Source organism: Exiguobacterium sp. s40, from assembly GCF_018617905.1.
Taxonomy (GTDB): Bacteria; Bacillota; Bacilli; order Exiguobacteriales; family Exiguobacteriaceae; genus Exiguobacterium; species Exiguobacterium mexicanum_A.
In genome coordinates, this window is the sequence record NZ_JACSLC010000005.1 from 114,220 (window position 1) to 135,325 (window position 21,106).

Annotated in this window: 24 protein-coding genes, 1 other RNA gene and 2 riboswitches; of the genes, 14 read left to right on the forward strand and 11 right to left on the reverse strand. The window is 53.7% G+C overall.

The window, feature by feature from the left end; genetic code table 11:
• Positions 1-22: 22 nt before the first annotated feature.
• Together msrA and KNP02_RS06455 are read right to left on the reverse strand one after the other, a co-directional pair.
• The gene (msrA, locus tag KNP02_RS06450) at positions 23-535 is read right to left on the reverse strand and encodes a peptide-methionine (S)-S-oxide reductase MsrA (protein WP_214707668.1); all 513 of its coding nucleotides are present in this window, start codon (positions 533-535) and stop codon (positions 23-25) included.
• A gap of 63 nt (positions 536-598) precedes the next feature.
• A riboswitch (SAM riboswitch) is annotated at positions 599-699 on the reverse strand.
• 44 nt (positions 700-743) lie between these two features.
• The gene (locus tag KNP02_RS06455) at positions 744-905 is read right to left on the reverse strand and encodes a hypothetical protein (protein ID WP_214707670.1); all 162 of its coding nucleotides are present in this window, start codon (positions 903-905) and stop codon (positions 744-746) included.
• Between the two features lie 111 nt (positions 906-1,016).
• Here KNP02_RS06455 and KNP02_RS06460 point away from each other — a divergent pair, with 111 nt between their 5' ends.
• The 9 genes from KNP02_RS06460 to KNP02_RS06500 all read left to right on the forward strand — a co-directional run bounded on the left by KNP02_RS06460 (position 1,017) and on the right by KNP02_RS06500 (position 9,638).
• Entirely contained in the window at positions 1,017-2,420 is a 1,404-nt protein-coding gene (locus tag KNP02_RS06460) for an amidase family protein (protein ID WP_214707672.1), read from the forward strand.
• 69 nt (positions 2,421-2,489) lie between these two features.
• Positions 2,490-3,551: a dual-specificity RNA methyltransferase RlmN gene (gene rlmN / locus KNP02_RS06465; RefSeq protein WP_214707674.1), complete on the forward strand. Its 1,062-nt coding sequence runs from the start codon at positions 2,490-2,492 to the stop codon at positions 3,549-3,551.
• A 172-nt stretch (positions 3,552-3,723) separates the two neighbouring features.
• Positions 3,724-4,605, forward strand: a complete 882-nt coding sequence (locus KNP02_RS06470) for an SMP-30/gluconolactonase/LRE family protein (protein ID WP_214707676.1) — start codon at positions 3,724-3,726, stop codon at positions 4,603-4,605.
• A 12-nt stretch (positions 4,606-4,617) separates the two neighbouring features.
• A complete protein-coding gene (locus KNP02_RS06475; RefSeq protein WP_034777704.1) occupies positions 4,618-4,881 on the forward strand; it encodes a hypothetical protein in 264 nt (87 codons plus the stop codon).
• Positions 4,882-4,982: 101 nt separating this feature from the next.
• Positions 4,983-6,176, forward strand: coding sequence for a GTP-binding protein (locus KNP02_RS06480; RefSeq protein WP_214707678.1), 1,194 nt, complete (start codon positions 4,983-4,985; stop codon positions 6,174-6,176).
• Positions 6,177-6,238: 62 nt separating this feature from the next.
• Positions 6,239-6,339, forward strand: a riboswitch (TPP riboswitch).
• A gap of 79 nt (positions 6,340-6,418) precedes the next feature.
• A complete protein-coding gene (locus KNP02_RS06485; RefSeq protein WP_214707680.1) occupies positions 6,419-7,012 on the forward strand; it encodes a YkoF family thiamine/hydroxymethylpyrimidine-binding protein in 594 nt (197 codons plus the stop codon).
• Positions 7,005-7,580 carry an ECF transporter S component gene (locus KNP02_RS06490; RefSeq protein WP_034777699.1) on the forward strand — a complete coding sequence of 192 codons (576 nt, stop codon included), beginning with the start codon at positions 7,005-7,007 and terminating at the stop codon, positions 7,578-7,580. Before KNP02_RS06485 ends, KNP02_RS06490 begins: the two co-directional genes overlap by 8 nt.
• A complete protein-coding gene (locus tag KNP02_RS06495) occupies positions 7,573-8,904 on the forward strand; it encodes an ABC transporter ATP-binding protein (protein ID WP_214707683.1) in 1,332 nt (443 codons plus the stop codon). The genes KNP02_RS06490 and KNP02_RS06495 overlap by 8 nt, the downstream gene beginning before the upstream one ends.
• On the forward strand, positions 8,901-9,638 hold the full coding sequence (locus KNP02_RS06500) for an energy-coupling factor transporter transmembrane component T family protein (protein WP_214707685.1): 738 nt from the start codon (positions 8,901-8,903) through the stop codon (positions 9,636-9,638). Before KNP02_RS06495 ends, KNP02_RS06500 begins: the two co-directional genes overlap by 4 nt.
• Positions 9,639-9,649: 11 nt before the next feature.
• On the opposite strand, the gene KNP02_RS06505 is transcribed toward KNP02_RS06500, so the two are convergent.
• Both KNP02_RS06505 and KNP02_RS06510 read right to left on the reverse strand, forming a co-directional pair.
• A complete protein-coding gene (locus KNP02_RS06505) occupies positions 9,650-10,237 on the reverse strand; it encodes a DUF1643 domain-containing protein (protein ID WP_034777694.1) in 588 nt (195 codons plus the stop codon).
• 34 nt (positions 10,238-10,271) lie between these two features.
• Positions 10,272-10,964 (reverse strand): lytic transglycosylase domain-containing protein, encoded by a 693-nt coding sequence (locus tag KNP02_RS06510; protein ID WP_251126290.1) that lies wholly within the window; start codon positions 10,962-10,964, stop codon positions 10,272-10,274.
• Between the two features lie 78 nt (positions 10,965-11,042).
• On the opposite strand from KNP02_RS06510, the gene KNP02_RS06515 reads away from it, so the two are divergent.
• Positions 11,043-11,741: a CPBP family intramembrane glutamic endopeptidase gene (locus KNP02_RS06515; protein ID WP_034777692.1), complete on the forward strand. Its 699-nt coding sequence runs from the start codon at positions 11,043-11,045 to the stop codon at positions 11,739-11,741.
• On the opposite strand, the gene KNP02_RS06520 is transcribed toward KNP02_RS06515, so the two are convergent.
• Positions 11,698-12,597, reverse strand: a complete 900-nt coding sequence (locus KNP02_RS06520) for an alpha/beta hydrolase (protein ID WP_034777690.1) — start codon at positions 12,595-12,597, stop codon at positions 11,698-11,700. The two genes, KNP02_RS06515 and KNP02_RS06520, sit on opposite strands and share 44 nt — an antisense overlap.
• Before the next feature lie 189 nt (positions 12,598-12,786).
• Between KNP02_RS06520 and KNP02_RS06525 the strand changes: the two genes are divergently transcribed.
• A complete protein-coding gene (locus KNP02_RS06525) occupies positions 12,787-13,215 on the forward strand; it encodes a hypothetical protein (RefSeq protein WP_214751475.1) in 429 nt (142 codons plus the stop codon).
• 21 nt (positions 13,216-13,236) lie between these two features.
• Here KNP02_RS06525 and KNP02_RS06530 read toward each other — a convergent pair whose 3' ends face one another.
• From KNP02_RS06530 to KNP02_RS06550, 5 genes are all read right to left on the reverse strand, one after another.
• Positions 13,237-13,905 carry an ABC transporter ATP-binding protein gene (locus KNP02_RS06530; protein WP_214707690.1) on the reverse strand — a complete coding sequence of 223 codons (669 nt, stop codon included), beginning with the start codon at positions 13,903-13,905 and terminating at the stop codon, positions 13,237-13,239.
• Positions 13,902-14,909: an ABC transporter permease gene (locus KNP02_RS06535; RefSeq protein WP_138859379.1), complete on the reverse strand. Its 1,008-nt coding sequence runs from the start codon at positions 14,907-14,909 to the stop codon at positions 13,902-13,904. The genes KNP02_RS06530 and KNP02_RS06535 overlap by 4 nt, the downstream gene beginning before the upstream one ends.
• A 68-nt stretch (positions 14,910-14,977) precedes the next feature.
• Positions 14,978-16,324 (reverse strand): sensor histidine kinase, encoded by a 1,347-nt coding sequence (locus tag KNP02_RS06540; protein ID WP_214707692.1) that lies wholly within the window; start codon positions 16,322-16,324, stop codon positions 14,978-14,980.
• A complete protein-coding gene (locus KNP02_RS06545; RefSeq protein WP_214707694.1) occupies positions 16,321-16,986 on the reverse strand; it encodes a response regulator transcription factor in 666 nt (221 codons plus the stop codon). The genes KNP02_RS06540 and KNP02_RS06545 overlap by 4 nt, the downstream gene beginning before the upstream one ends.
• Before the next feature lie 61 nt (positions 16,987-17,047).
• Positions 17,048-17,938 carry a hypothetical protein gene (locus KNP02_RS06550; RefSeq protein ID WP_214707696.1) on the reverse strand — a complete coding sequence of 297 codons (891 nt, stop codon included), beginning with the start codon at positions 17,936-17,938 and terminating at the stop codon, positions 17,048-17,050.
• 169 nt (positions 17,939-18,107) lie between these two features.
• Between KNP02_RS06550 and KNP02_RS06555 the strand changes: the two genes are divergently transcribed.
• Both KNP02_RS06555 and KNP02_RS06560 read left to right on the forward strand, forming a co-directional pair.
• Entirely contained in the window at positions 18,108-18,515 is a 408-nt protein-coding gene (locus tag KNP02_RS06555) for a hypothetical protein (RefSeq protein WP_214707699.1), read from the forward strand.
• A gap of 105 nt (positions 18,516-18,620) precedes the next feature.
• A complete protein-coding gene (locus tag KNP02_RS06560; protein ID WP_214707701.1) occupies positions 18,621-20,075 on the forward strand; it encodes a S8 family peptidase in 1,455 nt (484 codons plus the stop codon).
• A gap of 38 nt (positions 20,076-20,113) precedes the next feature.
• Here the strand turns inward: KNP02_RS06560 and KNP02_RS06565 are convergent, their stop codons facing one another.
• Complete coding sequence (locus KNP02_RS06565; protein WP_034777681.1) at positions 20,114-20,518, reverse strand: hypothetical protein; 405 nt, start codon at positions 20,516-20,518, stop codon at positions 20,114-20,116.
• Between the two features lie 121 nt (positions 20,519-20,639).
• Here KNP02_RS06565 and rnpB point away from each other — a divergent pair.
• Positions 20,640-21,007, forward strand: an RNA gene (rnpB, locus tag KNP02_RS06570) — RNase P RNA component class B.
• The last annotated feature ends 99 nt before the right edge of the window (positions 21,008-21,106 follow it).

Consider the following 21,106-nt stretch of genomic DNA (forward strand, 5'->3'; position numbering starts at 1 on the left):
GGTCAGACGACCCGTCTTTCGCTTACCAGGCTTGTTCAATGAATGCGTCACGCCCAGATTTTTTCCGGTCCTCTTTATAGTGGGCCGGATTTTTTTTATGGAAGTCTTGATGGTACTCCTCGGCCGGATAGAACGTGTCGGCCGGTAAGATTTTCGTGACGATCGGCTGTTGGAAACGTCCGCTCGCCGCGAGCGCATCGCGACTCTGTTCTGCCTGCACGCGTTGTTCTTCTGTATGATAGAAGATGGCCGGCGCATATTGACTGCCTCGGTCTTGGAATTGACCGCCGTCATCGGTCGGATCGGTCTGAATCCAATACAGTTCGAGCAGTCGCTCGTAAGCGAACAGCGTCGGGTCGAACGTGATCTCGACGACCTCATAGTGTCCTGTCGTCCCTGTCTTCACTTGTTCATACGTCGGATCGTCGACGTGACCTCCCGTATAACCTGATACGATCGACTCGATGCCAGGTTGTTCCTCGAACGGTGTTACCATGCACCAAAAGCAGCCGCCTGCGAATGTTGCTTTTTCCATTAATAAGTCCCCCTCATGTTCATTCCCAAAAAAAGCGCCCATGTCATCGACATGAGCGCTCTGTCATATCGGCCAAGGCAATCGCCTTGCTGGTAGTAGCACCTTGCCGTAGCAGGTTGCTGTGAAGTCATAGAGCCAGGTCTCTCGTTCACTCAAGATATCGATATGTAGTTGGTGACAGCATCATACCATCAGATTTGAAGCGGCGTCAACGGTTTGGCTTGCGCCGTAGTTGGAGCAAGGTGGCACCGAGGATCAGGATGACGAGTACGATGGAGAACGGTAGCGTATACGGGGCCTCCCCTGCATATAACTGTAAGAAGAACAAGGCAAAGACGGACAATAAGACAAGTACGTACGAACGGTTCATAGTAACCTCCCTTTTCTTTCAGTGTACCAAGTTACACATTCGTTGGCGAACGAAAACAGGAAATCAAATGTCGATAGCGAATACCATCGAGTGACCAAAGGAGGAATCAATATGACTGACACATTTGATTTTATGGAACTCGATATCGAATCTGCCCATCGCGGATATAAAGAAGGAACGTTCACGGCGCGTGACGTGACGGCCTATTATTTGACCCGGATTGCCCAGTTCAACGACAAACTGAAGGCGGTCATTCAAGTGAACCCGGACGCCTTGTTCGAGGCCGAGTCGGCTGACCGGGCATTTCGACGAGGTGACCGCTTGCCGTTGCTCGGCATCCCTGTCTTGATCAAAGACAATGTCGAGACAGACGGACTCATGAAGACGACGGCCGGGGCCGTCGCCCTCGAATATCACTTCGCAGGCCGGGACGCCCATCTCGTCCAAAACCTGCGAGCGAGCGGGGCCATCATCCTCGGGAAAGCGAACTTGTCCGAATGGGCCAACTTTTTGACCGAGGGCATGCCGAACGGCTGGAGCGGCGTCGGTGGGCAGACGCTCAATCCATATGGGGATAAGCTCGATGTCGGAGGTTCGAGCTCAGGTTCGGCCTCTGCGGTCGCAGCGAACCTGACACTGCTCGCTGTCGGTAGCGAGACGAGCGGCTCGATCATCCATCCGAGCGTGCACAACGGCATCGTCGGCATCAAACCGACCGTCGGCCTCATCAGTCGGAGTGGCATCATCCCGATCTCCCGGTCGCAAGACACGGCGGGACCGATGGCACGAACGCTCGAAGACGCGGTAAGGGCACTTGAGGCGATGGTAGGGGAAGACCCGGCGGACCCGGCGACACTCAACCTCCCGGCCGGTCCGCCGTATCGGACGTGCCTCGACGAGCGCCAAGCGGTCGGGATGCGTGTCGGAATCGTCAAAGCTGATTTATCAGCAGAAGAACAAGCATTATACGGTGAGGCGACCGAGCTGTTGAAACAGAGCGGCATCGACCTTGTCGAAGTCGAACTGCCCGCCCATGATACGCTCGACCAAGGCGATATTTTGTACCACGAGTTCAAACTCGGGATCGAGGCGTACTTGGCCACGACGACACTCCCATACGAGACGTTGTCTGATTTGATGGACTGGAACAACAGACATCCTGAGACGATCCCGCACGGACAAAAGACGTTCGAGAAGGCGGAAAGATTGTCGGGACGTCTCATCGAGGCGGCCTATTTGACGCGCCGGCTCGATGACGTGCGTGACGCCAAGACGGACGGACTCGACCGCCTATTAAACGAACAACAGTTGCACGCGCTCGTCTTGCCTCACGATTTGAACTATGACATGGCGGCAAAAGCCGGGCATCCGACCATCACGATCCCATATCGCTTGAAAGCGAGTGGGGCGCCGTTCGGCCTATCGTTCACCGGGACGAGTTATGCCGAACGTGACTTGATCCGTCTGGCGTATGCGTTCGAGCGACATAATTCGCGTCCCGTTCCACCGTTATAAGAACGTTGCACCCGTCGTCCACGTCCGCTACAATGGTACGTATGCGGATTGAAGAAAGGACAGATAGCAATGAAACCATCTATATACGGGCTGACGTTCGATCAGCTGACAGAAGCGTGTGTCTCTTGGGGATACAGCGCCTTCCATGCGAGACAAATCTGGGACTCGCTCTATATCGATCGAGTGAAACAAATCGAGGACATCTCGGTACGGGCCGAGGTGCGTGAGGCGCTCGCCGCCGAATACGTCATCTCGACGCAAGACCTGTTCGTCAAACAAGAGGCGGGCGACGGGACGGTCAAATTTTTACTTAAACTACACGACGGGCACTATATCGAGACTGTGCTCATGCGACATAAGTACGGCCGTTCGGTCTGTGTGACAACGCAGGTCGGGTGCAATATCGGCTGCAGCTTCTGTGCGAGCGGTCTCTTGAAGAAGACACGTGATTTGACGGCGGGCGAAGTCGTCGAACAAATTATGACCGTGCAACATTACTTGGACGAAGTCGGCGAAGGGGCCCGGGTCAGCCATATCGTCGTCATGGGAATCGGCGAACCGTTCGATAACTTTGACAACTTGGTCGACTTCCTGCGTGTCGTCAAGGACGAGCGCGGTCTCGCGATCGCCCCGCGTAAAATCAACGTCTCGACGAGCGGACTTGCCGACAAGATTTACAAGTTCGCGGACCTCGATTTGCGCATCAACTTGGCGTTGTCGCTCCATGCTCCGAACGACGCGCTTCGGACGCAAATCATGAAAATCAACCGGGCGTTCCCGCTCGACAAGCTCATGCCGGCCATCCGGTATTACGTCGAGAAGACGAACAAACGAATCACGTTCGAATATATTCTCCTGTCGAAAGTGAACGATTTGCCGGAGCACGCCGAGGAATTGGCGGACCTCATCGACGATATCAAGGACAAGTCGTACGTCAACTTGATCCCGTATAATCCGGTCAACGAGCATATCCAATACGAGCGCAGTACCTCGGAGGACATCATGGCGTTTTATGACATCTTGAAAAAGCGTGGCATCAACACCGGTGTCCGCCTCGAGCACGGGACTGACATCGATGCGGCATGCGGCCAGTTGCGCAGTAAACATATGAACGTCGAAGGTGCGAAATAAGTGGACTCCTTGAATCGAATGATTCAAGGAGTTTTTTTCGTACAGCCGCTCCGGTGAAGGAAAGACGGACATCGCCTCTAACTCTGCGGAACGATTTTGAAAAATCTTGAATAGACCTCGTCCGCTCAGGGAATAGTCAGTTGAAATCAATGTAGAGAGTGGAGGCAATTCAATGGAGACAGTAAACGCTGCGTTATGGATTCGAGTCAGAAATACACTTGGGGAAGGCCCGTGTTGGGATGCTGAACTGAAACGGTTCTATTGGGTCGACATCGAAGGACACACACTTTGGTGGTACGACGAAAAGGAAGACGAGCTGTCATCGTTCGATATGGGACAACAGATCGGATTTGCGGTCCCGAAAGTGACAGACGGCGTCGTCGTCGGCTTGAAAGACGGCATCTATGAATGGGACGAGGGATCGAAGCGACTCGATAAACTCGTCGAACTCGATGACCCGGAAGGGGATCTTCGCTTCAACGACGGAAAGGCCGACCCGTACGGACGAATCTTTGCCGGGACACTTCATCTCAACGACGAGGAGAACGAGGCGACGCTCTATCGCTTGAACCGTGACGGCACGACCGAGATCATGCTCAGTGAATTGACGCTGTCGAACGGTCTGACATGGTCTCCGGACCACTCGACGTTCTACCATATCGATACACCGACCGAGACGGTCCGCAAATACCCGTTCGACTTGAAAACAGGAACACTCGGGGATGGGGAAGTCGTCATCGATTTCAAAGATGAGGAAGGATTCCCGGACGGTATGACATCCGATGAAGACGGCTTTTTATGGATTGCCCACTTCGCGGGCGGACGCGTCTCGCGCTGGAACCCGAAGACGGGTGAAAAAGTGCTCGAGGTGCTCGTGCCGGCCCCGAACGTCACGTCATGCTGTTTCGTCGGTGATGACTTGAAACAACTTGCCATCACGACGGCGCGCGAAGGAATGGATGACGCGGCGCTCGAGGCCCATCCGGACGCAGGTTCGGTCTTTAAAATTGATACAGATGTGAAAGGGATGCCGCTCTATCGGTTTGGTCGATAAGGAGGTACGAAGATGGTAAAACGATTGCTCGTTCGTGCGGGAATCGGTTTGGCGCTCGCGGCGGTCGCCCGGGTCGGGATTCAAAAGCTGTTGGAAGCGAACCGGGAAGACGATCATACGTATTTGAATCCGCGGTGGGATGAGACGCCGAGTGTGGATGCCGATAAGGACGCGGATGAGGTCGGTCTGACCCAGCTCGACTCGATTTATCGAGCCGAGTGGCAGGCGAACGCCTATCCACGCTCAGAGGCCGAACGCAAGGCGTTAGAAGAATAGGCAGGAGAACACGTCCGGAAACGGGCGTGTTTTTTTCTTGACAGACGTCACCGACCCGTCATCATCTAAAAAGTAATCATTACGATTTAGGAGTGGGTAGAATGAGACGAATCCCGATCACCGTGCTGTCCGGTTATTTAGGAAGCGGTAAGACGACACTATTAAACCACATATTGAACAATCGGACGGGCAAGAAATACGCCGTCATCGTCAATGACATGAGCGAGTTGAATATCGATGAGCGATTGATTGAACAGGGCGGTTTTTCAAGGACGGACGAAAAGTTGGTCGAACTATCGAACGGCTGCATCTGTTGCACGCTCCGTGAGGACCTGCTCGAGGCGGTAGCAGAGCTTGCGAACGACCGGGACCTCGACGGAATCATCATCGAGTCGTCCGGTATCTCAGAGCCGATCCCGGTCGCCCAAACGTTTACATATGCCGATGACGCCCTCGGCATCGATTTGACGAGCCGAGTCTATATCGATGCGATGGTGAGCGTCGTCGATGCGTTTCGGTTCTTAAAAGATTTCAACTCAGGCGAGTCGCTCCATGAACGCAAGCAGGCGATTGAGGCGACAGACGTCCGCGAAGTCGTCGACCTGCTCGTCGACCAAGTCGAATTCGCCGATATCATCGTCTTGAACAAGGCGGATCGCGTGAACGAGACCGAACTCGGCGAGATGACCAGACTGTTGAAGGCGCTCAACCCGACCGCGAAGCTGTTGACGTCTGTCCATGCGAACGTGGAATTGACCGAGCTGTTGGATGTCAATTTGTTCGATTTCGAACAGGCGATGCATGCGGCCGGGTGGATTCAAGAACTTGAGACAGATGTGCACACGCCGGAGACGGAAGAATACGGCATCAGTTCATTCGTCTATCGTCGGCGTCGGCCGTTCCACCCGGAGCGTCTCCATGCCTGGATCGAGGCGTTTCCGGAAGAAATCGTCCGCGCGAAAGGGTTCTTATGGATTGCTTCCCGGAACGACCTCGCCTGTCTGTTTTCACAAGCGGGCTACGCCTCGACGCTCGAACATGCCGGGCGCTGGCTCGCGACGCTTCCGGAAGATGAGCGTCGTCACATGTTCGCGGCCGAACCGGAACTCGCCGCCGACTATGTCGAACCGTACGGGGACCGACAGACGGAGCTCGTCTTGATCGGGCAGCGGATGGATCGAGCCATCATCGAACAAGAGCTCGATCACTGTCTGCTGACAGATGAGGAGATGGCGCTGGATTGGTCGACGCTCCGGGACACACTTCCGGGGAACGAGGTCGTCACGTTCTCATAAGACCGTTTACAAAATGAAAGCGGTCGTCTATACTGATTCTTGCATGAACAACCGCATACATTGGACTACACTAGGGGTGCTTCGGCTGAGATGTGAGCATGGCTCCAATCCCTTATGACTCGATCCGGGTAATACCGGCGTGAGGAAGTGTGGCACTTTTTCTAATGGATTAAAATTGGACGAGTGGCCGCATTCTCATGGATGCGGCTTTTTTGTGTACACATAATAAGGGGGAATAGAACATGAACAAACAATGTGGAACGAGCCCGATCGTCGGGTTCCGCGTTACACTGAGCCCGATGACGACTGATTTCGTGAGCATCATCAAAGGGGCGTTGAAGGAGACGGATTTACAAAACGTCTGGCGACATACCGATGACGTGTCGACGGTCATCCGTGGACGAAGTGAGCATGTATTCGATGTGGCTAAGGCCGTGCTGTCACACGCGACAAAGACAGGGGAACATGTGTCGATGAGCGGGACGTTCTCGGTCGGGTGTCCAGGGGATACGGCCGGAGATGAAGTGCTCGTTGTGTCGAGCGAACCGCTTAATGGTCCCGTCAGTCCGCAATATGTCTCCTCACAGTTCGCGCTCTATCCGCTCGGTGATGACGACTATATGGACATCATCTACGAAGAAATCGCTTTTGCGAAAGAGCGAAGTGTCTTCAATGACTCGATGCATTACGCCTCAGGTATACATGGGGACATCGAGCCGGTGTTCGCTTTCTATGAGGCGACGTTTGAACGCGTCCGACAGAAGACAAGCCACGTCGTCATGACGGTGACGTTCAGCGTGAACAGTCCGTCACATGAGGGACGTATGGATGCTTAAATCGTGGAAGTTAAAAGAGATCGTCTTGTTGTCGATTTTATCGGTCGTATTCGCGGTGGTCTATTTGGCGTTCGTCCATGCTGGGAACTTGTGGGCCGGTCTGATTGGACCAATCGCCTACGAATGGATTTTTGGGATATGGTTCATCGTCTCGATTATCGCAGCTTATATCATTCGCAAGCCTGGGGCTGCATTCTTGTCCGAAGTGCTTGCGGCGACGATTGAGATGATGATTGGCAACGCCATCGGACCGCGCATCATTTTAGTCGGGATCGTTCAAGGGATCGGCGCCGAAGCGGCGTTCGCTTTGACGGGTTATAAACGCTATGATCTTTGGGTGCTCATGCTCGCCGGATTCAGTGCTGCTGTGACAAGTTTCGCATATACGTACGTCATGGGAGGGCTCAATGCCCTCAGTCCGACATATGTAGCTACGATGTTCGCACTACGCGCAACGAGCGGGATGTTGATTGCTGGTCTGGGCGGTAAGATTTTGAGCGACTTGTTGCTTCGGACGGGCGCGCTTGATGGGTATGCTCTCGCGCGACAGGACCGTATGCATGGTTGAGGCAGAACATCTGACATTTCGTTATCCGAACAAGAAATGCGATGTCTTGACGGATATCACACTACGTCTAACAAAAGGGAGAACGGTCATTACAGGGGCAAGTGGGTCGGGAAAATCAACATTGCTCGCTTTGATGAATCGTCTCTATCCGGACAATTGTGATGGCATCGTGACGGGCAGATTGCACTTGTTCGATCGCTCTTATGATACGTATGAAGCTGGCGAAGTGAACCGGCGCGTCGGAACGGTCTTTCAGGACCCGGACAGTCAGTTCGTCATGCAGACGGTCGAAGAAGAATTGATTTTCACGCTCGAAAACTTTGCCGTCGCGAGAGACGAGATGATGGCCCGTGTCACCACAATGTTAGAGGCGTTGCATTTGACCGATTATCGTTACCGTACCATTCATGACCTATCGGGGGGTGAGAAGCAACAAATTGCCGTCGCTTGTGCCTTGATTGGCCGTCCCGAGTGGCTCCTCCTCGATGAGCCGCTCGCTCACCTCGATCCTGAGACCGCCCATCATTTCGTTCGTTGGCTCGACGGCGTCGCACAGACCGTAAACGTTGTCGTCATCGAGCATCGGCCATACATATGGGGTGATTTTTTTGACCGACAAATAAAGCTCGTGAGTGGGCGCATCGACTATGATGGACCGTTCATCGTCCGACCAGATTATGCGTTCTCTCCAATTAAAGTTGAACAAGGAGAGAAAATATTATTTCACATACCGGAATTAAAACGAAAAACATTTCAATTAGCAGCGAGCGAGTTAAAGGTCGCTGAAGGTGATCTCATTGCGGTGCTCGGTCGAAATGGTAGCGGAAAGTCGACATGGCTGCGAAGCCTAGCCCGGAAACATCGTGAAGTCGGCCTCGTCCCGCAATCACCGGCGCATCTATTCGTTACGAATGATGTGACCCGAGAACTCGCATATGGCCATAATCGCCCGATTGAGGACGTCTTAACGCGGCTCGGGCTCGAATCAGTGCGTGACCACCATCCACTCTCCCTTAGTCACGGTCAAAAACGAAGGCTCGCCATCGGAGTGATGATGCTGTCTAATAAACAACTGATTGCGTTTGATGAACCGACTGCCGGACAAGACGAGGTATCGCTTCGTGCGCTCTATGACTTAATGGTCGAACGAACACGATCCGGCCAGACGATTTTGTTTGTGACGCACGACCTCAGCTTCGCGCGGATTGCGAACACATATTATTTGATGTGTGACGGCGACTTGAGTGGGCCATATGACGCTTCACTCTGGGATGAAAAAGAATTACTACGCACCCACGGCTTATTGATGGAGGAATCGCGATGACATTTCATGAGATGAACCCGACGATTAAATTTCTGACCGTGGCATGTCTCATGTTCGGTCTCGCCTTCATGTATAACCCTTGGACTCCGCTTGCTTTTTTTCTCGGTACAGTTACACTTCAAACGCTATTCTCTGCAGTGAGCTGGAGAAGATGGGGGTTGTTCATGATCCCATTTTTATTGACCGCGCTCGGGACATTGTGGACGACGCTCGTCTTTGGAAAGCAATCAAGCGGAGATGTCGTGTTCAAGCTGTTTGGCAATGATGTGACCGACGAGAATGTGATGCTAGCAGCGACGCTCTCCTTGCGTGTGTTGGCATTCACAGCCTTGTCGCTTCTGTTCACGCTGACGACGGACCCGAAACGGTTCGTCTACAGTTTGATGCAACAAGGAAAGCTGTCACCAAAAATCGCATATAGTGTCTTCGTCGGTTTTCGTTTCTTTCCGATTCTAAAAAAAGAACTGATGCAGCTGTATGAAACGCATGCGTTACGAGGCGTGCGTTTGGAGACGAGACTCGATCACATCCGCCACGTCCCCAAATTAATCGTTCCGCTTCTTGCTGGATCGATCCGCCAAGCGGAACGAATCGCGTTCTCGATGGAAGCACGTGGGTTTACGGGGGAACTTCGAGCGACGTACGAGGTTGTCCCCGTCACCAGGAACGACTTTCTGTTGGCGTCGCTTTTGCTCCTATTGTTTGGAGTGAGCGTGTGGCTTGGCATACGTTAAAACAAGACGACTCACTCGGAGTCGTCTTGTTTCGTCTCTTTCACGATTCTAAATTTCGGTTTGATCGATTCGTTATTGAACGCCTCGAGCACGGTGTTCTCGTTGGCCATACGAATCTGTTGCGGCTCGCCTTTGGAAGTCGTGCCGATACAGAACATATGCGCCTCATGATCGGCAAAGAGCGCCTTATACGGGGTGGCATGATGCATCAAGCGTCCCGGAGAGCCCCAGCCGACGATAATCATACCTCCGCTCGCCTCGACCTCGTCGAGCGTTTCCTCAACGTAATGAAAGTTGACTTCGTCGAGTTGCGATTCGACGTACGGCAGATTGTCATTGATGGCGAGTGTCGGGACGAGGCTGATGACGCGCATCTCACGGATCGGTTGATCGAGATGGTTCCGCATGAGCATATACGCCCGCTGCGTTGTCGTACCGGACAAGAAAGCATCGCTCATCCGGGGCGAGTAGATGATGACGGCACAGATGACGCCGTCGACGACATCTGTGAATTCGTACGAACGCAAATAGCGCTTCGTCTTGTCCTCATTGAAGACCGACTTGACACGAATCGTCACTTCCTCGATATGGGTGTTCATAAGGTTTCCTCACTTTTAATCAAATAGTGCCGGGTCAGACCCAGCCTGCGAACCATTCCAAGTAGCGGATTGTGTAGCGCGCGACACTTTGGGTTGCCGACGCCTTGTCATCCGGTAAATAAGACACATCAGTTTGATATGACTCATAAAACGACATCACATCATTGACATACTGTTCACTGCGGTTGTACTCGAAGATGGCGTTTCGAATCGAGTCCGTCGTGTCTGTCTTCGTCCCGCCGTGCTCGCTCAAATAGTAAGCGGCCGTATGGGCCGAGTCGACGAGACTGTGCGGGTCGGCTTTGCCATCATTGTTGCCATCGCGTCCGAGACCGCCGTACTGTTCGATGAGCGCGAGATCAGTCAAATCGACTTCGTCCTCAGGGACATCGCCTTTTTGATCGTCCGTGTCATATTGCCAACCGAGCCACGTCCGCGGCATGAATTGGAACGGTCCGATCGCCCCGACCGATGAACGCATCGATGAACTGTGGGAGAAAATCGTCTCGACGCGATGGACGGCGGCAAGTAAGCGCCAATCGACGTCATACGTGGCCGCGGCATCCTCATACACATCGCGATGGACGGACGGGACGCCATGGTCCCCGTAATAGGCCCGGTACAGGGCGTTGTTCACTTTATCATGTTGACCAAACCAGCCGATTGCGCCGAGGCACAGCACGATCACAAGCATGAGACCGGTCAGTCGCAAAATCAATCGTTTCAAGATTCCGCCTCCTAGCTTTCTAGACAATACCCGAATAGTGTAGCATATAGCTAACAGGAAGGACAGGAGTGGATATAGATGCTCGAACAGGCCGTCTTTACCATCATTCTCATGTATTTGTTGATCGTTCAATTGTTCAACGCCCGGTTGATGAAGCCGATGATCGAAACGCTCGGTCGTGGACGTGTCTATGAACAGACAGTCAAGTCGTCGTGGGGGCTCAGTCTGCTTTTGCTCGCCCTCGTCTTCTTGTTCGGCGTCCCGCCAGACATGGTCGGTCTCGGATTCGCCCCGGTCGAAGGGGACATGTCCGCTTGGAAGTTTTTCTTTTTCACGACCATCCTCATCTCCGTGCTGCTGGCGTTTTACTTGCTCGTCAAAACCTCGTCTCGGTTACGGCGGCGGTTACGACCGTACTATGAGCTCGAAATCGAGCGGTTGCTCTTGCCGCGGACGGATATTGAGGCGAAGGCGTGGAGCGCTGTCTCGTGGACGGCAGGTGTGACCGAGGAATTCATCTTCCGTGGTGTGCTCCTCTACACCGTCAGTCTCTATCTTGACGTCTCATCCTTGACACTCGCCTTCATCGGCGGCGCCTTGTTCGGGTTGGCCCATGCTTATCAAGGCGTCAGGGGCGTTCTGGTCACCGGGATCGTCGGCTGGGGACTCGGCTATTTGTACTTGGCGATGGGGGTATTATGGCCAGTGATGGTCGTCCATGCCTTGCTCGACCTTATCGCTGGACCGATTCACGTCGTCGATTCAGAAACTGACTGACGGCCGCCTCATAGGCGGGTTGATCTTTCAAGATACAGTTTGTGTGCTCGGCCCCATGGATGAGGGCTAACTCGTTTTGCCGGTTGAGCGCGTTCATCTCGACCGACATCCACGTCGGCACGAAATCATCTTTCGTCCCGTGGATGAACAAGACGGGCGCGTCAATCGCGGCGAGGTCGTATTTGGGCCGGACTTGATGCATCCGGAAACCGGCCCGCGTCCACAAGAAATAGTTGATCCCTGGCAAGAGCAGGTCCCCGGGCAACCGGTGTAACACGTTCAACTGATGGCGCATGAGCTGTCTCATGTCGTCAAACGGACATTCGGCGATCAAGAAGTCGACGTCGGTTAACGGTCCGGCCTGTAAGATCGAGGCAGCTCCCATCGAGACACCGTGCAATCCGACTTCCGTGACCACTTCATTGGCCCGCAACCAGTCGACCCAATCGGTGATGTCATGCTTTTCGTGGTAACCATAAGAGGCGTATACGCCCTCGGACTCACCGTGCGATCTCAAGTCGACAGCGAGGAGGTTGTACCCGAGGCGATGGAACATCGCCAAATGTGGGGCCATGAAACTGTGAGAGGCGGTATAGCCGTGAACGAACACGATCCATTTCGTCGACCCTTCATTGCGGTAGACGCGTCCATACAGCCGATAGCCATCCTGAGAACGGAGCGAGACGTGCTCGAACGGCACGTCATGATAAAACGATTGATCTTCTTTCGTATACGGGGCCAAGAGCATCTCTGGTGTCTTGCGTTTGCCTCGCGTCATGCGCTTGAACGCATAATAACTGATGGCATAGTAGCCGGTGAATAGTGTTGCAAGTCCAACTTTCCATCTCTTCTGCATCTGAACCGCTCCTTTCTCCATTATTGTACCCGAAAACGTGACGATAGTTCACGCGCAGTGTCAGTTTGACGGCGGGTTCATGCCGTTAAGCAAGGGACTTACCGATGATTGTCCCGTTCGTTTGAGCAGTATCGTCTTGCTATGATGGAACCAGACAATCATCAAGGTGAAGCGGGAGGAGACGAAGCGATGGGGCGAGAGGTGATGGATCAGTTGCTGCACGCGTGCTTGACGGGGCAGGTGGATTACAAGACCGCCGAAGGGGTGACCTTCTATCGTGCCCCGGTCAACGGCCATCGTCAGCATGCGATGGTACTCGATGTGCTGATTGACCGCTATGTGCTTGAGCCGGCACGACCGATCGAACTGTCCGTGTCGGACGTGGCGCAAGCGATTGAGTCATCGGCGGACGAGGTCTTCCAATCAGTCCTAGCGCTCGCCCGCATCACTCTCGTCTCGCAACATATCGAGGAAAGACTAATCCGGGTCGATTCGGCCGGAATCGACGAGCATGGGAACATGACACTCATCATCGGTTTCAACGCCTGGTTGACGCATCATTTAGGAAAACTCGTAAGTGCATCGATTGAGGAGCCACTTCACGCGCACGTCATCTGACAAACAACAGGGAAGGCCGCCTCAATCGCGGTCTTCCCTGTTTTGATGTCGGGGCGACGGTTGGAGCAGGCCGTCCTGAAGCATGAGGACCCGGTCACAGACGTCGAGCATCCGTTCGTCATGGGTGATAACGATGACCCGTCGCGCACTCATCCGTGCCTCAGTAACGAGCAACTCCATCACCCGTCGGCCATTCTCATAATCGAGGCTCGCCGTCGGCTCATCGGCCAAAATCAGTCGGGGGCGATTGACCAAGGCCCGAGCGACCGCGACACGTTGACGTTCGCCTCCGGACAGTTGCCCTGGTAACTGGTCGAGACGATGCCCCAAACCGAGCGCGTCGAGCAGCCGAATCGGATCTTGTTTCGACTCGCTCTCGGCCTGGACGAGCTCGAGTTGTTCCCGGACCGTCAAGTAAGGGACGAGATGTGCTTGCTGGAACACAAATCCGATTTCGTTCAGCCTCAAGAAGCGTCGCTCTTCTTCAGTGGCACAGAGCAAGTCTCGTCCTTCGAGCTCGACCTGTCCCGAGACCGGTCGTTTCAATAGTCCGAGAATTTGGAGCAAGGTACTTTTCCCGCTGCCGCTCGGTCCGATGATGCCGATACATTCCCCGGCATCGACCTGCAAATCGATTCCACGCAACACAGATTGTCCGTCATAGGCGTGGCTGATGTTCATCAATTTCATTGTAATGTCCCTCCTAAAGCGTCGGCGGCGTCAAGGTGACGCAGTTTCCAAAGCGGTAACAACGTACCGATGAGTGAGAGCCCGAACATGATCACACTGTAGAGCAGCACATGTCCCGCATCGAAACGGAATGGGATATCAGTTGGGACGAACGAGGCGACGAGGGCCGTCAAGGCGGCTGCCGACAGGCTCGCGACGAGCACCGTTGCCATGACTTGCGTGACGAGCGCCGTGCCGATCACACGAGGGCGAATCCCGATCGCTTTCAAAATTCCGAGTTCTGGCAGTTTCTGGAGCGTCAACATATAAAAGAATGCGGTCAAGATGAACGCACCGATGAACAATAAGAAGCCGCGCATCATCGTGAACGTGCCTTGTTCGGCTGTATAGCCCGGGACGGCCTCGACGACGTCTTGTTTGGAGAGCGTTGCGAGCGACGTCTCAGTTTCTCCGAGCCAGGCCGAGACGTATTCGGGTTGTCCGCTGTCTGCTTGGAACGCCTCCCACGTCTCCATCGATGCCCACATGACGGGTGCATGACTGTAACGTCCGTCCGTCGTCCCCGCGATGGTGAATGAGTAGCCGGTCGTGAAATCTTGAATCGTGTCCCCGAGTTTAAAGTCCCCGAGAAAGCTTGGATCGACGAGGACTTCGCCGACGGCGAGATCGAGGGCGGGTCCGATGTCAGAATCCCGCGGTAACGTAAATAGCGTGGCGTCCTGTTTCACGGTCCCATCGACGAGTGTCAACGGTTTGACCCCGAGCGGTGTAAGTGTTTCTGGCGTCGGCAGTTCGATGAACGAGCGGGTCAGTTGCCCGTCCGCATCCTCAGCCAACTGAAACGTCTCGGTGTCGAGTTCACGCAAACTGGCCCCGTTGTCATAGGCGAGCCCATCGGCAAGCCCGGTGATCAACGTCGACAATAAGACGATGAGTAGGGTGATGACAAAAATTAATGAAAATTTTCGTTTTTGCCGCCACATTTCTTTAAATGCTAAATTCATACAAAAAAGCCTCCTTCATAGCGATGGAGGAAGCATAACTGACGGATATGAACAGAATATGAACGGGACTAAAACCGGACGTAAAAGGTGCTCCCTGTCCCGAGACGGGATTCGACCGTCATCTCACCGCCATGCAGGCGGACGATGTCTTGGGCAATAGCAAGTCCGAGACCGGTGCCCCGCCCGGTCCGAGAGATATCTCCTTTATAGAAACGTTCGAACAGGCGTGCCTGCGTCGCCTCATCCATTCCGACGCCGGCATCTTGAATCGAGACGGTCGGACGATCGGCTGCATACGCTTTGATGGTGATCAGCCCCCCGTCATGAGAGGCGTGAATCGCGTTCGTCAACAAGTTGGTCCAGACTTGGGCCAATAAGAGCGGGTCGCCGGTCACGACAAGCGATGTGTCAAGCTCTGTCGCAACGGCGATCCCTTTCTCATCCAGCTGGAACGCATGGCGACGAATGACGTCCTCGATCGATGCGATCACATCAACTTGTTCGGAGAGCGACACGTTCGACTCGTCGAGCCGGGCGAGCAGGAGCAACTGTTTTGTCAAATCCGAGAGGCGATCCGTCTCGTCACGAATGATCCCGGCATACATCAAGGCGTCCCCTTCGGTTCGGGCGGCCAGTTCCGAGGCGTAGCCTTTGATTGAGGTGAGCGGTGTTTGGAATTCGTGCGAGACGCTTGAGACGAAGCGACGCCGTTCACCCTCGGATTTCTCCAGTGAGTCGACCATGTCAGAGAAACGACGGGCGAGGGTTCCAATCTCATCGTTGCGCTCGGTCGGGAGATCGAGCGGACGGGCCCCGGATGCGACGGAGCGGGTCGCATCTGTCAATGTGCGCACCGGTCGGACGATCAGGCTTGTCGATAGGGCGATCAAGATGAAGGCGAGGCCGGTCAGGAGTGCAAAGAACAAGCCGACGAACAAGTGCAATTCTCGGATTTGGGCGCCAAGGTCGGGGCGGATGAAGACGGCATCTTCCCCGTCCAGGCTGAAGCCATACGTGTTGACGACTTCATGGTCGAACAAGCCGAGCCAAAACAAGTGGAACGGATAAGCGCGCATCCCGTCGTAGCGTTCGCCGGACCGGACCGAGGCGATGACGGCTTCGTCGAGTTGCTCGTCCCGGAACGAACCTCCATAGCGGTCGACCTCACCGTCAGGACGCACGACGAGGAGTTGATAGCCCGTCTGAGCGAGCAATCGATAAAAGGCCGATGCCTCACTGTCCGTATGCGTCTCGAAGTAGTCAAGGGCGGCTTGTGCCGTCTGTTCGGTCTTTTCGCTGTAGGACGGCTGCCACCAGACGTAATAGGCGACATTGCTGACGAGAAGGGCGATGGCGCCGGACAAGAGCAAAATCATGAACACGGTCAGGACGATCCGGGTATAGAGCGTCTTCATGGCGAGACCTCGAGCGTATAGCCGACGCCCCGAACCGTTCGAATCGTGATCGTGTCGTCATGCAAGCGGCCTCGGAGTCGTTTGATGTGCACGTCGACGGTCCGGTCGTCGCCCTCAAAGTCAAGGCCCCATACTTGTTCGATCAGTTCATCCCGGGTGAACACCCGGCCCGGGAACGCCGCCAGCTGATAGAGCAGCTCGAACTCCTTTTTCGGCAGGTGGATCGTCTCACTGTTCAGTTCAAGGCGATGATCGCGCAAGTCGAGCTTGAGCGGTCCGACTGTGACGAGTGTGGCCGCATTTTTGGCGTAACGTTTTGCGACGGCTTGAAGGCGGAACAGCAGCTCTTCCGGGATGAACGGTTTTGTCATATAATCATCGGCCCCGTGTTCGAAGCCGCTTCGTTTTTCTTCCCATTCCCCGAGAGCGGTCAATAAAATGACGGGAATGTCCGTCATTTGCTTCAGACGTGAGCAGAGCGTCCGTCCGTCGAGGCCGGGTAGCAAGATGTCGATGATCGCGGCATCGGCAGGGTTCGCCATAAACAGTCGCTCGGCGTCGGCCCCATCCATGACAGCTGTCACCGTATGTCCGGCTCGCTGTAGCGTGGTCTCAACGAGGTGAAGGATAGCCAAATCGTCCTCTACAATCAGTACGTGCATCGCTCTCTTCCTTTCTATCACGACACCGAAAACAGGTGACCCGTGGCAGGTCACCTGCATGTTATGTCGTTTTGGTCAGTTCTTTATGCAAGGCTCGAAGCGCCCGCAAGAAGGCATCTTTGAAATACTTGTCTTCTTGCGCCTCGAGTGTCTCAAGAGCAGAAGCGTCGCCGGCGCTCGCCTTGACGAGCAGGTTGACGACTGTGCCCCACCGCTTGACGTGCTCGGGCTTCGGATGGTTCATCGCGACAGTCAACGTGAACCAGTACGGTTGGTCACGGCGTTGGAGCGTGGCAATCATCTGTTTGGCCGTCATCGCTTCATCCTCGGTTGGTAACGTGGCGGTGGCGAACCAGCCGAGCAGCGCGGCGCTCATCGCCTCGAGCCGGACTTTGGCGTCCGAGTCGATCGGTTCGCGCCCGAACTCGGAAATGTTGACAAAGACGAGTCGGTCTTTCCGGTCGAGGTGGGTGATCCATCCTTTGACCGATTTGAGTTTTTCTTTATCTTTCGACTGGGCTTTCACCGTGTAGCCGTTCAGTTTACCGATGTAAATCCGGAACTGACCGCGATCGAGCTGTTTATCGACCTTGAACTCGATATCTTGGCCCACAGTGAACGGTTGATCCTTTTTGCTGAGCGTCTCGCCTTTCTTCAGCTCAGGCCGGCGCACGATATAGCGGAGTGCCTCCTGCTCGGTCCGATCGTCAAGCGTCCAAAGGTTGTTCGGCGTGACGTTTTTGAAACGGTGTCGTCGGACATAGATGTATTGGTCGAGCGCCTCGACGGCGTCGGCGACGGAATTTTTTCCACTCAAATAGTCGTCTGCGATATCCCGGAGCGTGATCGACTCGAGCCGGTCGATGTGCCCGGCGTATGGGACGTGTCCGACGACGAACAAGGCCGTGGCGATCAATTCACTCTCGCGAGGGGTCAAAGGGCGTTTGGCCATACTGCACTTCCTCTCTTCATGTCATCTCATTCAGTATACCAAAAACAGATTTCGTCATGTTATATGAATCGACTAGATGGAAAATTTTACAGGCAAACAGGATTTCATGGATTGATTGCGAATACTTGAATATGATAGAGCTACGCGGATGTTGAGATGAGGTGATGAGATGAAGTTATCGATCGAACCGGGGGATTACGTAGTATTGATTGAAATCAGCAAGGAAGTATTGAAATGTACGTCCCTCGACCAGGCCGACTATGTCGACCGAGACCGCTATGAATTGGTCGGCCGGATGAGTGAACGGCTCCCGGCCGAGGTGATCGTCCCTTCTATCATCGACTATATTCGGTTCGGTAGTGGATATATCGGCGACAATATCGTCTGGGACACACAGACGGAATCGTTTTTCTGTCAACAGTTCGAGACGATTGATGGATCTCCGCTCGGTGAGGACCTCGACGGATTCACACCCGATCCGTATCGGACGGAACTGGCGCGTTATTATACGTATTTGACCATCGGAAAGATTGTCGACTATGAGATGGATGAGCCTGACGAACCGAGCTATTGGTGAGCGTCGAAAAAATGTCACAATCTATTTTTAGAAAAAAAGGGAAATTGATTCCGTAATTTGAGATAATGGTGGTATCTTAGGAAGTTTGGAATGGAGCGGTAGGCGATGAAGAAAATGATGCTTATAGCGGCGCTTGCGCTGCTCGTGCCGACGTCGGTGGACGCGGCGAAACCGGTCGTGTTGGAGAAACATGGTTACGTCGTGGCCGAGCCGAGGGTTGGGAACCAATATTATATCAAGCAAACAGGCACCGATTTGGCGTGGAACACGACGCGTGGTGCTTCAGACATCGTAATCGCTCTGATTGACTCGTCGGCAGACCGTAGTCATAAAGAACTTTATAATGTCCCTCGCGTCGTCAATTCGATGAAAGGGCCATACAGCGTCGATTATCATGGGACGCATACGGCCGGCATCATGGCGGGTCGTCATAACAAGTTTGGGATGGCCGGACTTGCTCCGAACGTACGCTATCATTTTTATAACGTCTTCTATGGGAAAAACTCGGAGTACACGGATTCTTGGACCGTCGCCAAAGCGGTTGATACGGCCGTGGCGAAGGGGGCGAACATCATCAACCTGTCGCTCGGCGGACAAGATTACGATCAAGTCCTTGCCGATTCGATTCGCCGGGCCCGAGCTAAAGGAGTCATCATCGTCGCGTCGGCCGGAAACGATGGGAAGAAGACCGTCTCGTTCCCGGCCAATATGAAGGAAGTCATCGCGGTCGGGGCGATTGATGCGAACCATCGCGTCGCTAACTTCAGCAATATGAGTAGCCAAGTCAAAATCGTTGCACCAGGCGTGAATGTCCTCTCACTCGGAGTGAAAAATAGTTTTGTTTATATGGACGGCACGTCAATGGCCGCGCCGATGGTATCGTCGGGTCTCGCGCTTGTCAAGTCGGTCAATCCGTTCTTGACACCGGCCGAAGTGGAAGGCTTGATTCAAAAGATGCCAAAGGCTAGTGGTAAGACATATACGGAGTTGAACACGAAGCGGCTCCTCGATCACACACCGAGACCGATTACCATTACGGCACCTTTAGTAATTAAAAGTAACTACGTTAAGGAAGCAAGAATGACGACTATGAAGAAACAGAACTTAAAATCAACGTATGCACTTTATCAGGGAACTCGAAAAGTTAAGACTCTTTCAATTTCAGATTCACCGTTTACAATGTATGCAGCTGGTGACTGGTTACCTTCTGGAAAGTATACCTTGCAAGGTGCAGTAACCGATGGAAAGTATAAACGCTCTTTTACTCGCTCATTTTCTTATATTAGTCCGGTTAAGACAATGGTTTCGATTAAAGCTACAGAAGTCGGTATGTTCGAATTGGCGACAACTCGAAAAGGGATCGTCACCGTGCTCGATGCGAACAAAAAAATCGTTTATGAGGCGCTTCACGTACCGGGCAAGTTCCCGGTCCGGAGCGACACGGGAGCTACGTACACGGTCGTCTTGAAACCGACCGACGTCTCTGAGAAAGTGGTGACGGTCAAGTATACGCCGCAACCGGTCCAAGCCGAGACGGACAAATCGGCGGAATCGACATGAAAAACACCCGGAGCCAGCGCTTGGCTCCGGGTGTTGATTTATGCTTTCGTGATGGCTTCACCGCTCCAACGAATGTTCGCTTCTAAGACGTTGCCGTTGTCGTCGATATGTTCAAAACTCAGTTTCCCGTCGACGATGATCTCGCAGAGGCCGACGCGGACGTCGTCGCTCCAGGCGCGACGTGTCTGTGTCGACGCGTCGAACGTCGGGATTGATTCAGGAAAACGTTCCTGTAAGTGGGCCAAGTTATGATGGTCGAAGTGATACGAACGTTTGGACAATTCATTTGGTGCTTTGATGTCAAACGGCTCGAATCCTCGAACGAGTCGATTATTCCGGTAGAAGGCGAACACGCCGTTGTTCGGGTGGAGCGCTTTAATGTCATCGATTTCAATCACATAGGTCAGTCGTTGAATCCAACCGTTTTTTGCATCTTGACGCATCAAAATCCCTCCTTGTTCAATGGAACACGCCTTATTTTAGCGCTGACGCCCATGAAAATCAAGTTCAGGTTCTCGGTTGTCATTTCGCGGGTTATCCGCTACAATGGGTAAAGTGACTATGAGGTCTGGGCAATCGCGGGACGCAAGTCTTGAGGAAAGTCCATGCTCGCACAGCCTGTGATGGCTGTAGTGATCGTGCTACACGAAAAGATAAGTGTAGGCAACGCAAGTTGACGGCAGAAGAAGCACCTAAGTCCTCGGATATGGTGCAAGCTTCTTGAAAGTGCCACAGTGACGGAGTCTGATCGGAAACGTTCAGAGTGGAACGAGGTAAACCCCACGAGCGAGAAACCCAAACTATGGTAGGGGAACTTCCTGACTGGAACCGAACGGAACGGAAGGCGCCAATCGGCGCAGATAGATGATTGTCACTCCATCGTGCCAGGGAGACCGTTATGAGCACCGGAGTACAGAACATGGCTTACAGGGCAGCATAGTCTCTCATTTAACATTGACCAGGAGTTCAAGCAATCCTACTTGAGCTCCTTTTTACATGACCATTTTAGGAGTTACACTATAGAAAGAAGG

What these genes read in the sequence shown, in the direction of transcription:
- rlmN (WP_214707674.1), top strand. Translation starts at nt 2,490, where the DNA reads ATGAAACCATCTATATACGGGCTGACGTTCGATCAGCTGACAGAAGCG.
- KNP02_RS06565 (WP_034777681.1), bottom strand. Translation starts at nt 20,518, where the DNA reads ATGCGTCAAGATGCAAAAAACGGTTGGATTCAACGACTGACCTATGTG.
- KNP02_RS06525 (WP_214751475.1), top strand. Translation starts at nt 12,787, where the DNA reads ATGGGGCGAGAGGTGATGGATCAGTTGCTGCACGCGTGCTTGACGGGG.
- KNP02_RS06470 (WP_214707676.1), top strand. Translation starts at nt 3,724, where the DNA reads ATGGAGACAGTAAACGCTGCGTTATGGATTCGAGTCAGAAATACACTT.
- KNP02_RS06550 (WP_214707696.1), bottom strand. Translation starts at nt 17,938, where the DNA reads ATGGCCAAACGCCCTTTGACCCCTCGCGAGAGTGAATTGATCGCCACG.
- KNP02_RS06530 (WP_214707690.1), bottom strand. Translation starts at nt 13,905, where the DNA reads ATGAAATTGATGAACATCAGCCACGCCTATGACGGACAATCTGTGTTG.
- KNP02_RS06520 (WP_034777690.1), bottom strand. Translation starts at nt 12,597, where the DNA reads ATGCAGAAGAGATGGAAAGTTGGACTTGCAACACTATTCACCGGCTAC.
- KNP02_RS06455 (WP_214707670.1), bottom strand. Translation starts at nt 905, where the DNA reads ATGAACCGTTCGTACGTACTTGTCTTATTGTCCGTCTTTGCCTTGTTC.
- KNP02_RS06515 (WP_034777692.1), top strand. Translation starts at nt 11,043, where the DNA reads ATGCTCGAACAGGCCGTCTTTACCATCATTCTCATGTATTTGTTGATC.
- KNP02_RS06560 (WP_214707701.1), top strand. Translation starts at nt 18,621, where the DNA reads ATGAAGAAAATGATGCTTATAGCGGCGCTTGCGCTGCTCGTGCCGACG.
- KNP02_RS06495 (WP_214707683.1), top strand. Translation starts at nt 7,573, where the DNA reads ATGGTTGAGGCAGAACATCTGACATTTCGTTATCCGAACAAGAAATGC.
- KNP02_RS06480 (WP_214707678.1), top strand. Translation starts at nt 4,983, where the DNA reads ATGAGACGAATCCCGATCACCGTGCTGTCCGGTTATTTAGGAAGCGGT.
- KNP02_RS06540 (WP_214707692.1), bottom strand. Translation starts at nt 16,324, where the DNA reads ATGAAGACGCTCTATACCCGGATCGTCCTGACCGTGTTCATGATTTTG.
- msrA (WP_214707668.1), bottom strand. Translation starts at nt 535, where the DNA reads ATGGAAAAAGCAACATTCGCAGGCGGCTGCTTTTGGTGCATGGTAACA.
- KNP02_RS06545 (WP_214707694.1), bottom strand. Translation starts at nt 16,986, where the DNA reads ATGCACGTACTGATTGTAGAGGACGATTTGGCTATCCTTCACCTCGTT.
- KNP02_RS06490 (WP_034777699.1), top strand. Translation starts at nt 7,005, where the DNA reads ATGCTTAAATCGTGGAAGTTAAAAGAGATCGTCTTGTTGTCGATTTTA.
- KNP02_RS06555 (WP_214707699.1), top strand. Translation starts at nt 18,108, where the DNA reads ATGAAGTTATCGATCGAACCGGGGGATTACGTAGTATTGATTGAAATC.
- KNP02_RS06505 (WP_034777694.1), bottom strand. Translation starts at nt 10,237, where the DNA reads ATGAACACCCATATCGAGGAAGTGACGATTCGTGTCAAGTCGGTCTTC.
- KNP02_RS06535 (WP_138859379.1), bottom strand. Translation starts at nt 14,909, where the DNA reads ATGAATTTAGCATTTAAAGAAATGTGGCGGCAAAAACGAAAATTTTCA.
- KNP02_RS06460 (WP_214707672.1), top strand. Translation starts at nt 1,017, where the DNA reads ATGACTGACACATTTGATTTTATGGAACTCGATATCGAATCTGCCCAT.
- KNP02_RS06475 (WP_034777704.1), top strand. Translation starts at nt 4,618, where the DNA reads ATGGTAAAACGATTGCTCGTTCGTGCGGGAATCGGTTTGGCGCTCGCG.
- KNP02_RS06500 (WP_214707685.1), top strand. Translation starts at nt 8,901, where the DNA reads ATGACATTTCATGAGATGAACCCGACGATTAAATTTCTGACCGTGGCA.
- KNP02_RS06485 (WP_214707680.1), top strand. Translation starts at nt 6,419, where the DNA reads ATGAACAAACAATGTGGAACGAGCCCGATCGTCGGGTTCCGCGTTACA.